Origin of the sequence: Cyanobium sp. N5-Cardenillas, assembly GCF_024345515.1 — a bacterium.
Classification (GTDB): domain Bacteria; phylum Cyanobacteriota; class Cyanobacteriia; order PCC-6307; family Cyanobiaceae; genus Cyanobium.
Map to the genome: position 1 here is coordinate 1 of NZ_JAGQBG010000100.1, position 10,716 is coordinate 10,716.

Sequence of the window (10,716 nt, forward strand, 5' to 3'; positions counted from 1 at the left end):
TGGGGCTCGATGCCGATGCGGCCTGGTCGGCGTCGGCTGGGCTGCCAGCAGGGTTGCCTCCTGACGTGCCTCCAGCAGCACGTGAACCTTGCGTTGATGGCGATCCCTGTAGAGGAAGGTGTTGACGCCTTCGGGAAGGACGCTGAAGCGGCGAATCGAACCGTCGCGCAGAAGAAACAGTGGCATGGATCATCTATGGAGCCAGCCCCATGACGCCACGCCGCTCGGGCCATGTCGAGGGCCGTGGGCGGGAGCATCAGCCCTGGTGATGATTGGCGCCAGATGCTGGGATCCGCCCCCCGCATCGGGGTGGTGCTCTGCCGCTCTTAACCCCCTGATCTCCCGCGGGTAGCAAGCTGGGGCCGTTACGCCGAGAGCGCGGTCCCGTCATGGTTGTCAGCACCCCTGGTGGGAACGCTCCCGTCTCCGCCCATCAGTTGTTCGAGCAGGAGGCGGAATTCCGCAAAGAGACGATCTATTTCATCGTCATTGATCGCTTTTTCAATGGCGACAGGGCCAACGACGGCGTCAGCAAGAAGGGGCTTTATGACCCGAGCAGAAGCCAATGGGGGCACTATTGGGGTGGCGATCTCGAAGGGATCATCCAGAAGGCAGACTATCTCAAACAGCTTGGTATCACAGCAGTCTGGCTTTCCCCACTGTTCGAGCAGGTGGATGCCATCGAGCATGGCCATGGCCCCATGCACGGCTACTGGACAAAGGATTTCAAGCGAGTCAATCCCCATTTCGTGAAGCTGGGTGACGCGACATCGGTTAAATCATGCGACACCCTGCGAAGGATGGTCGATGCTCTGCATGAACGAGGCATCAAGATTGTTCTGGATATTGTTTGCAACCATAGTTCTCCCGAGTTGAATGGCAGCAAGGGAGTCGTAACGGATGATGGTGAACCTCTGGCGGATTTCCATCAGGATATCAATGGTTTCTATCACCATTATCCGGACATCAATGACTGGGATGATGAGTTCCAGCTGATTCACCATGAAATGCTCGGCCTGGCCACGTTTAATGAGAGTAATATTAACTTCAGAAACTACATCAAAAGTGCCATCAAGGCCTGGCTTGATCTGGGCTTTGACGCCTTGCGCATCGACACCCTGAAGCACATGCCGGTGTGGTTCTGGCAGGAGTTTGTCGCGGATATTCAGGCCCACAAACCTGACACGTTTCTTTTCGGGGAGTATGGCTTTGGTTCGCCCTGGGATGGGCGCTATCTGAACTATGCCAACAACACGGGAGTCTCGGTGCTTGACTTCGCGCTGGCGGGAGCCATCCGCTCCGCCTTCAGCGGCCATGAGCCTGGCGGCTTCCACCTGATTGAGAGGGTGCTGGCGATGGATCCGGTGTACCGGCGTTCCACCGCGTTGGTGACGTTCATCGAAAATCACGATATGCCCCGCTTCCTCTCAATCTGCCCCAGCCACGGGGATCTGGAGCTGGCCACGGTGCTGCTGCTGACGCTTCGCGGCATTCCCTGTCTGTTCTATGGGACCGAGCAGTACCTGGTGAACGATTCCTGCGGCGGCCATGACCCCTACAACCGGCCCATGATGGACGCATGGGAGACGGGAACAAGACTCTCGGGGATCATCCGCACCCTGGCGTCCCTGCGCAAGCGCAACCGTGCCCTCTCCTATGGCAGGCACGGCCAGAAGTACATCTCTGACGGCCTCTATGCCTTCACCCGGCGTTATCGCGACAATCGTGTCTTCGTCATCGTCAACAAGGGTGATTCCGCATCCCTCGATATCGAGCATTCCGATCTCCCTGATGGGCCCCACACCTGCCTGCTCACTGGTCAGAACGTTGTTGTGCAGCAGGGGGCGATCCGGCAGCTCTCCATCCAGGGCAAGGGCGCCTGCGTCCTGGCGGTCCAGGGAGAGCCACTGAAGGCCACCACGGTGGTCAAGTTTCAGATCAACGACTACATCACCCATCCCGGTGAGGTCATGGCCGTCTGCGGCGATGCCCCGGAGCTGGGTGCCTGGGATGTCGATGTCTGCCCCCAGCTGGAATACATCAATGGGGACGTCTGGTTCGCCGAGGTGGGGTTCCATGAATCGGCGGGTCGGCCGATTCGCTTCAAATTCGTGGTGCTGCGCCCCTCGGGCCAGCAACCCGTCTTCGAAAATCTGGTCTGTCGCACCTTCCTGCTCCCCAGGGATGGCTCGGTGAAGCTGGATCTGGACTGGGACCGCCAGTAGGACGTGGCCCGAAAGCCGACGGCACGTCCCCTCAGCCCAGCATGCTGCGCACGTGGGCCAGGATCCCCTCGCTGTCGATGCCCTGGTGGGGAGCCTGCTCCCAGAGGCCGCCGCAGCCCTCACGCCAGGTGCCCAGGTGCGCGTACTTCGGGTGGTAGCCCCGCTCCAGCAACCAGGTGCCGAAGCGGCTGCCGAGGCCGGTGCGGCGGTTGAAGGCTTCCACCACCAGCACGAAGGGGGATGTGCCGATCGTGTCCATCATCGTTTCATCGACGACGTTGAGGCTGGCCTTGTTGATCAGCCGCACGGCGGTGCCTTCCTGGCGCAGTCGCTCCACCGCATCGAGGGCCCGGTAGAGACAGTCACCGAAGCTGATGATTGTGCCTGCATCACCCTCGCGCACCACCTCATCGCGGCCGGGCTCGAAGACATAGCCGTCTCCGTGCAGGTCGTGGCCCTGTTCATCCAGCAGGTTGGGCACCTTGGAGCGGGTCGAGAAGATGAAGCGCAGGCCGGGATCATGGAACACAGCCTCCACACAGGCCTTCATCTGCCCCGCATCGGCGGGGAAGTAGAGCCGGGTGGGGTGGTGGTCATCTTCCAGGCCGTTGTCGGCGAAGCAGTTGTTGAGGCCGAAATGGCAGGTGTTGTCGGCCATGTCATCCACGCCGGCGTGGGAGAAATGGCAGAGCACGTTGGCGCCGTTGAGCCGGGCCATGGTGATTTCGGAGATGCACATCTCCAGGAAGGCGCTGAAGGTGGCGAAGAGGCCCTGGCGGCCCTTCTGCATGCCGAATCCGGCGGCGGCGGAGAAATTGGCCCGCTCCATGATCCCACCGCTGATGAAGATCTCGGGATAGGCCTTGCGGATCTGGCTGAGTCCGCAGGAGCCTTCCAGGTCGGAGTCGACGCAGAGCACCGTGTCCTTGCGCTCGCTGGGCTCCAGCCGGGAGAGTACCTCCACCACCGTGTCACCGAAGACGTTGCGGTTGGCCGCGGTGGTGCGGCTGGAGCCCAGGTAGATGGTGGGATTGACGGGTTTTTCGATCGCCTTGAGGTAAGCGGCGGCGGCGTCCTGGCCACGCTGCTCCAGGTAGGCGATCGCCAGGGCAACGGGAATCACGTCGTGGCCGTGGGTGGAACCTTCAAGCCCCTCAATGCCCACGGCCATCGGCCGCTTGTTCACGACAGCAACCGGTCCGTCGGTGGCCACGGCGGCACAGAGCCTGCCGTAGAGGTCGTCGAGATCCTCGCCATCGCCGCTGAGGGTGGCCAGGCCCTGGCCGGCCAGGGTGCGGGCCACGTCAAAGCCCTTCTGGTACTGGGAGGGATGGCCGGCGATGGTGACGTCGTTGTCGTCGATCACCAGCTTCACGTCGAGGCCGTGGGCCACCGCGAAGCGGGCCGCTTCGGCGTCATCCCCCTCCTGCTGGGCGCCGTCGGAGCCCAGGCAGAAGAGGATGCGCCCGGGATGGGCCAGGGCCACCCCGTTCACAAAGGGCCACAGATGACCCAGCCGGCCGGAGCTGAACTCCACTCCGGGGGTCAGGCCCAGCTCGGGGTGGCCGGGAAGACGGGAATGGGCGGCGCGGTAGCGCAACAGGTCGGCGGCGCTCAGGTGGCCCCGCAGCACCGCCATCAGGTACTGGGTGGCGACCCGGTGGCCGGCCTCGTCGAAGAAGACCGGCACGAACCGCTCCGGCGCGCCGCGGAAGAACCCGTCGAGGATCATCACCTCCGGCACGGTGTCGTAGGGGCCGCCGGTGTGGCCGCCCACCCCCCGGGCGGCGCCAGTTGCGGTGAAGAAGACGATGGCGTCCCGGCAGAGCTGGATATTGGAGCGGAGGGCGTCCCTCTGGAACGGGCTCAGCTTGGGTTGGGTGGGATCGAGACTCAGGGGCTGGTAGGCCGCCAGATCGATCGGGAAGGCGTTGGTGACACCGGGCTGGGTGAGAGTCATGGCTGGAGAACGAGCTGCCGGAGGGACGCGGTAAGGGTGTGGGGCTGGGCCGGATCGCCGTCGAGGACGATGCCGCGGGGATTGGCGGCCAGATGGCGCACGATCTGGTAGACGGTTTCCACCGCTTCGCTGGCGTCGGCCCGCTGTGCCAGGTCCTCCAAGGGGAGGGGGTGGTCGGCCGCCTGCAGCACCCGGACCACCCGGCGTTGCAGATCCAGGATGGCAGCGGCGGCCTTTTTGCCGGCTTCTACGCCCGGCTGGTGGTAGGCGTTGATGTTCACCAGCGAGGCATACAGTCCCACGGCCCGTTCGTAGAGCGCGATGAGAGCCCCGATGCTGCGGGGCTCCACGCGGCCGATCGTGATGGTGATCGAATCGCGCTGGTTGTCGTACAGCGCCTGGCGGGTCCCCATGAGGAAGCCGGAGAGGAAGTCGCCTGAGGTGACTCCCTCTTCCACCTCGATCGAATCTCCGCAGCGATCCTCGAGGACTTCGATGAAGGTGGCGAAGAAATTGGGGATGCCCTCGCGCAGCTGCTGGACGTAGGCATGCTGGTCGGTGGAGCCCTTGTTGCCGTACACCGCGATCCCCTGGTGCACGACCTTGCCGTCGAGGTCCATCTCCTTGCCGAGGGATTCCATGACCAGCTGCTGCAGGTAGCGGCTGAACAGCAGCAGGCTGTCCTTGTAGGGCAGCACCACCATGTCCTTGCTGCCGCGGCCTTCTCCGGCGTGGAACCAGCTGAGGGCCAGCAGGGCGGCGGGGTTGGTCCGCACCCTGGGCACACGGGTGGCCTCGTCCATCACCCGGGCTCCCTCCAGCAGGGCCCGGATGTCGATGCCCTGAAGGGCCGCAGGCAGGAGGCCCACCGCCGACAGCACGGAGGTGCGGCCACCCACCCAGTCGTGCATGGGAAACTCGGCCAGCCAGTGCTGTTCGTGGGCCAGGAGGTCCATCCGGCTGCCCGGCATGGTGATCGCCACGGCATGGCTGGCGAAGTCCAGGCCCTGGGCGGCGAAGGCCTGTTGCACCTCCAGCAGGCCGTTGCGGGGTTCGGGGGTACCACCGGACTTGCTGGTGTCGATCACCAGGGTGCTGCCCAGCCGGTCCCGGAGCCCAGCAAGTACCCGATCGATCCCGGCGGGGTCGGTGTTGTCGATGAAGTGGATGGCCAGGGGGGCCTGGTCCGGGCCCAGGGCGGCGGCCACGAACTGGGGTCCCAGGGCCGAGCCGCCGATGCCGATCGCCAGAAGATCGGTGAAGCGGGGGGCCGTCGGCGGATGGATCGTGCCCGCGTGAACCTCCATGGCGAAGCCCTCGATCCGCTCGATCACCGCGACGATTTCGGTGCGGATCTCCTCGCTGGGGGCCAGGTCGGGCTGGCGAAGCCAGTAGTGACCCACCATCCGCTCCTCGTCCGGATTGGCGATGCCGCCCGCCTCAAGGTCCTCCATGGCCGCGAAGGCCGCGGCGAAGGCGGAATCCAGCCGTTCCGGCAGCCCTGCGTCGAAGCCCATCCTGCTGACATCCAGGTGGAACTGCAGGCCCGGGTGGACGTACAGCCATTCCTGGAAACGATTCCAGAGGGATCCCATGGTTTCGACTGCCGATGTCCTGAATCTTTCCTACCCGGCGCAGGTAAAGGAAGGCGGCGAAGCCATCAGATGCCCGGAGCCAGGGGAGCGTTCCAGCACTTCACCGCCGGCAGGCCGCGGTAGTCGGAGAGGACCGTGAGAGTGGCGGTGTCGAGCAGGAAATGGGCGCCGTGGCTGGGCGGTAGCCCGATCCAGCGCGCCACGAACACCCGCAGCAGATGCCCATGGGCGAACAGGGCCACCCGGCCACCCTCCTGCCGCAGCCGACCGATCACCCGGTCGACCCGTTCCCCCACCTGGGCGGGACTTTCCCCGTCGGGACAGCCATCCCGGAACACCAGCCAGCCCGGCTGCCGCCCCTGGATCTCCGTGGTCGTCAGACCTTCGTAGGCCCCGTAGTTCCACTCGACCAGATCGGGCTCGAGGCAGGCCTGGCCGGCCAGGCCCGCCAGTTCGCAGGTGCGCCGCGCCCGCTGCAGCGGACTGGACAGCACCAGGGAGAACGGGCTCGCCGCCAGGACCGGGGCCAGCCCGCGGGCGGCCGCCTCCCCCCCCTCGGTGAGGGGGATGTCGGTGCTGCCGGTGTGCTGGCCCGAGAGGCTCCAGGCCGTTTCGCCGTGGCGGATGAGGACCACGTCCGCGGCGGTGGGAGTGGGAGCGTTCTGGATCGTCGTCACCGATGGTCTCGCAAGGGAAGAAGGCGTCACGCTCACTTAAGCTCGTTTCTCAGGCCAAGGGGGTGATGGTGATGGCCAGCAGCTGTGGCTGAAGCCTTCTACCTGACGCCCGAACGTCCGCCGGGAGGCCGCATGCCTCTGTCGTCCGCCCGCGATCTTGAGCCACCCCACTACGCCTCTTTCCCACGCCGACGGCCCGGCCCGGGCCCAGTGCCCCTACTGCGGTGTGGGCTGCGGGCTGGAGATGAAGCCCCCCACGGAGGCGGCCGGCAGCCAGGCGCCCTGGACGGCCCGCGGCGACCGCCACCACCCCTCCTCCCTGGGCCAGGTCTGCGTCAAGGGGGCCACCGTGGGCGAGACCCTGCACCGCAACCGGCTCACCACACCCCTCTATCGGCCGCGCACCGACCAACCCTTCACGCCGATCAGCTGGGATCGGGCCTTCGAGCTGCTGGAGGCCCAGGTGCGCCGCACCCTGGCCGAGAAGGGCCCTTCCGGCATCGCCATGTATGGCTCCGGGCAGTTCCAGACCGAGGACTATTACGTCGCCAACAAATTGATCAAGGGGGCGCTGGGCAGCAACAACTTCGACGCCAACTCGCGCCTGTGCATGAGTTCGGCTGTGTCGGGGTACGTCCGCAGTTTCGGCACGGACGGCCCCCCCTGTTGCTACGACGACCTGGATCAGGCCGACACGGTGCTGCTGATCGGCACCAACACGGCCGAGTGCCATCCGGTGCTGTTCCAGCGGCTGCTGAAGCGAAAGCGCAAGCAGCAGCAGGACCTGCAGATCGTGGTGGTGGATCCTCGCGCCACGGCCACCAGTGACGCGGCCGACCTGCACCTGGCGATCCGGCCCGGCACCGACCTGGCGTTGCTGCATGGCCTCGGCCACCTGCTGCTGGGACGGGGGGCGGTGCACCGGGCCTATGTGGAGGCGTCCACCGAGGGCTTCGACGCCCTGGCCGAGCTGTGGGCGGCCTGGACGCCTGAAGCGGTGAGCCGGTTCTGCGGCATCGAGGAGCGGCAGCTGCACCAGCTCGCGGACCGCTGGGTGGCAAGCCCAGCGGTGCTGAGCCTCTGGTCGATGGGGGTGAACCAGAGCGTCGAGGGCACCGCCACCGTGGCCGGGATCATCAACCTTCATCTGGTCAGTGGCCAGATCGGCCGGCCCGGCGCCGGGCCCTTTTCCCTCACCGGCCAGCCCAATGCCATGGGGGGCCGGGAAGCCGGAGGCCTGGCCCGGCTGCTGCCGGGCTACCGCTCCGTCACCGACGCCGGCCACCGCGCCGTGATCGAGCGGCACTGGGGCCTGGCACCGGTGAGCATCGCCCCAGCCTCGGGCCTCACCGTCTGGGAACAGATCGAGGCGATGGAGCGGGGGGAGCTGGGGCTCTGGTGGGTGGCGGCCACCAATCCGCTGGTGAGCCTCCCCTGGCTCGATCGGGTGCGGGCCGCCGTGGCCCGTTGCCCGATGGTGGTGCTCAACGAGGCCTATGTCGGCACCGAAACCGCCGCCGTCGCCCACCTGGTGCTGCCGGCGGCGCAGTGGAGCGAAAAGGCCGGGGTGATGACCAATTCCGAGCGCCGCGTCACTTACTGCCCGGCCTTCCGCGCGCCCCCTGGCGAGGCCCGGGCCGACTGGGCGATCTTCGCCGAGCTGGGGCGACGCCTCGGCTTCGAGGAGCAGTTCCGCTACGGCTCCGCGGCCGAGGTGTTCGAGGAGTTCGTGGCGATCACCGCAGGCCGGGTGTGCGACCTCAGCGGCCTCAGCCATGGGTTGCTGCACGAGCACGGCCCCCAGCAATGGCCTTTCCCCACCGGCACGTCTCCGGGCGGCGGCGCCCCGCGTCTGCACACCTCGGGCCGTTTCCCCACAGCCTCGGGCCGCGCCCGTCTGATCGCTGAGCCGCCAATGGGGCTGGGCGAACCCCCCGATGGCGACTACCCCCTGGTGCTCACCGTGGGCCGCTATCTGGAGCAGTGGCACACCATGACCCGCACGGGCCAGGTCGAGCGGTTGCTGCGGTCCCACGGCGAGCCGCTGCTGGAGGTGCATCCCGCCGACGCCTTGGCGCACGGACTGGTCGATGGCGGCCGCGCTGAGGTGATCTCCCGCAGGGGCGCCGTGACGGCCCGGGTGCGCGTCACCGACCGCATCCGCCAGGGCACGGTGTTCCTGCCCATGCACTGGGGGGCGGCCCAGCAGCAGGCCTGCGAAGCCAACCGGCTGATGCATGCCCTGGGCTGCCCGATCTCCCAGCAGCCGGAACTCAAGGCCGCCGCTGTGCACCTGCGGCCCATCGAGGCGTCAGGTCACTGATCGTCGTGGGCGAAACGGCGATAGAGGAAGTCGAGGGCGTGGTTGCGGACGTCGAAGTACTCCGGCATTTCCATCAGCTGGGCCCGGTGGCGGGGCCGCGGGAAGGGCAGATCCAGGATTTCGCCGATCGTCGCGGCAGGTCCGTTGGTCATCATCACCACCCGGTCGGCCAGGAACAGGGCCTCATCGATCGAGTGGGTGATCATCAGCACGGTCACCTTGTGCTCCTGCCAGATCTTGAGCAACTCCTCCTGCAGCTCTTCTTTGGTGATCGGATCGAGGGCTCCGAAGGGCTCATCGAGGATCAGCACCTTCGGCTGCAGGGCCAGGGCCCGGGCGATCGACACCCGTTGCTTCGTCCCCCCCGACAGGCTGCCCGGTTTCTTGTCGGCCGCCTCACTCAGCCCCACCATCGCCAGGTGGCTGTCCACGATCCGGCCGGCGTCGCCGTTGCGTCTGAGGTGGGGGAACACCGTGTTCACCGCCAGGGCCACGTTCTCGGCGGCCGACATCCAGGGCAGCAGCGAATAGTTCTGAAACACCACCATCCGGTCAGGACCGGGTTCGCGGATCGGCACCGACTGCAGCCGCACCTCGCCGCTGGTGGGTTGGCCGAAGCCGGACACCAGATCGAGCAGGGTGGATTTGCCGCAGCCGGAATGGCCGATGACGCAGATGAATTCCCCCTCCGCCACCTCCAGGCTGATGTTGTCGAGCACGGTGTAAGGCCCCTTCGGGGTGGGATACACCTTGCTGACGCCATCGATCACCAGGAACGCTTCCTTGGAACCGGCTTGGCTGGATGGGGTCGACGTCAGGGTCTGCATGCAGGCGAAGGGGGAAGGGGAAGCGAGGGGGCGTCAGCGGCTGGCCGGGGCGGGCAGTGGTGCCGGGGCCACCGTCACCTGGCCCTTGACGGCCAGAAGGTCGAGGTAGCCCAGGGGATCGAATGGATCGAGCCGATCACCTTCGAAGGCCACCACCGGTGCGGGGGGGCGTTCGCTGGCCGGCAGCCCCAGGGCGGCGGCGGCGCTGCGGAACAGGGCGCGATCCTGCACCCGATCGGCCACCTCCTGCCAGTTGCTGGGAAAGCTGGTCAGGCCCCAGCGCCCCAGCTGGCTCAGGATCCAGACCGCATCACTGGCCTGGGGTTCATTCACCTCAGGGCCGAAGAAGCGGTTGAACGAGGGCATCGATGTGGGCGAACCGGTGCCGCGGTCGTAGGGATCGACGAATCCCGGCCGGATCATCGCCACATCGGTACCCACGTACTGGCTCTGGGACAGCAGATCGGCCAGGTCGTCGCGGTGGCCAGGGTCGTCGCAGTAGCGGCACGCCTCCAGCAAGGCCTGCACCAGGGCCTGGTGGGTGCGGGGGTAGGCGGCGGCCCACGCCTCCCTCACCCCCAGCACCTTCTCGCAGTGGCCATTCCACAGCTCCAGATCGGTGGCGATCACCGTGCCAAGGCCTTCCAGGACGGCACGGGAGTTCCAGGGTTCGCCGACGCAGTAGCCATCAATGGTGCCCGCCTTCAGGGCCGCGACCATCTGGGGCGGCGGGATGACGAGCAACTCCACGTCGCGTTCGGGGTGGATCCCTGCCGAGGCCAGCCAGGCCCGCAGGATCAGGTTGTGCATCGAGGCCGGATGCACCACGGCGAGCACCGGCTTGGTACCTGGGTGGGCGACGATCCAGTCTTTGAAATCGGCCAGGGTGTGAACCCCGGCGTCGTGGAAGCGCCGGTGCAGGGTGATGGCATTGCCGTTGCAGCTCAAGGTGAGGGCGCTCACCATGGCCAGGGGGGGCTGGCCACCACAGCCGAGGGTCATGGCGATGGGCATGCCTGCCACCATCAGGGCCCCATCCAGCACGCTCTGGCGGACGTGGGTTTCCAGGGTTTTCCAGTTGCTTTCCCGCCGCAGCCGCACCTGGCTCA

General features: G+C 66.6%; 8 protein-coding genes. 2 read left to right on the plus strand and 6 right to left on the minus strand.

Going from position 1 to position 10,716, the window contains the following annotated elements; all coding sequences use genetic code 11:
* On the minus strand, nucleotides 1-186 hold a 186-nt coding region (locus KBZ04_RS09290), incomplete at its 3' end, for a hypothetical protein (RefSeq protein WP_254991670.1).
* A gap of 203 nt (nucleotides 187-389) precedes the next feature.
* Here KBZ04_RS09290 and KBZ04_RS09295 point away from each other — a divergent pair.
* Complete coding sequence (locus KBZ04_RS09295) at nucleotides 390-2,225, plus strand: alpha-amylase family glycosyl hydrolase (RefSeq protein ID WP_254991671.1); 1,836 nt, start codon at nucleotides 390-392, stop codon at nucleotides 2,223-2,225.
* A 31-nt stretch (nucleotides 2,226-2,256) separates the two neighbouring features.
* Here the strand turns inward: KBZ04_RS09295 and KBZ04_RS09300 are convergent, their stop codons facing one another.
* The 3 genes from KBZ04_RS09300 to KBZ04_RS09310 all read right to left on the minus strand — a co-directional run bounded on the left by KBZ04_RS09300 (nucleotide 2,257) and on the right by KBZ04_RS09310 (nucleotide 6,457).
* Nucleotides 2,257-4,185 (minus strand): transketolase C-terminal domain-containing protein, encoded by a 1,929-nt coding sequence (locus tag KBZ04_RS09300; RefSeq protein WP_254991673.1) that lies wholly within the window; start codon nucleotides 4,183-4,185, stop codon nucleotides 2,257-2,259.
* A complete protein-coding gene (locus KBZ04_RS09305; protein WP_254991675.1) occupies nucleotides 4,182-5,780 on the minus strand; it encodes a glucose-6-phosphate isomerase in 1,599 nt (532 codons plus the stop codon). The genes KBZ04_RS09300 and KBZ04_RS09305 overlap by 4 nt, the downstream gene beginning before the upstream one ends.
* Nucleotides 5,781-5,845: 65 nt before the next feature.
* Nucleotides 5,846-6,457 carry a histidine phosphatase family protein gene (locus KBZ04_RS09310; RefSeq protein WP_254991676.1) on the minus strand — a complete coding sequence of 204 codons (612 nt, stop codon included), beginning with the start codon at nucleotides 6,455-6,457 and terminating at the stop codon, nucleotides 5,846-5,848.
* A 157-nt stretch (nucleotides 6,458-6,614) separates the two neighbouring features.
* Here KBZ04_RS09310 and KBZ04_RS09315 point away from each other — a divergent pair, with 157 nt between their 5' ends.
* Complete coding sequence (locus KBZ04_RS09315) at nucleotides 6,615-8,780, plus strand: molybdopterin oxidoreductase family protein (RefSeq protein ID WP_254991677.1); 2,166 nt, start codon at nucleotides 6,615-6,617, stop codon at nucleotides 8,778-8,780.
* Here KBZ04_RS09315 and KBZ04_RS09320 read toward each other — a convergent pair.
* Nucleotides 8,774-9,607: a nitrate ABC transporter ATP-binding protein gene (locus KBZ04_RS09320; RefSeq protein ID WP_254991678.1), complete on the minus strand. Its 834-nt coding sequence runs from the start codon at nucleotides 9,605-9,607 to the stop codon at nucleotides 8,774-8,776. The two genes, KBZ04_RS09315 and KBZ04_RS09320, sit on opposite strands and share 7 nt — an antisense overlap.
* A 33-nt stretch (nucleotides 9,608-9,640) precedes the next feature.
* A partial coding sequence (locus KBZ04_RS09325; RefSeq protein WP_254991680.1) for a CmpA/NrtA family ABC transporter substrate-binding protein occupies nucleotides 9,641-10,716 on the minus strand: 1,076 nt, incomplete at its 5' end.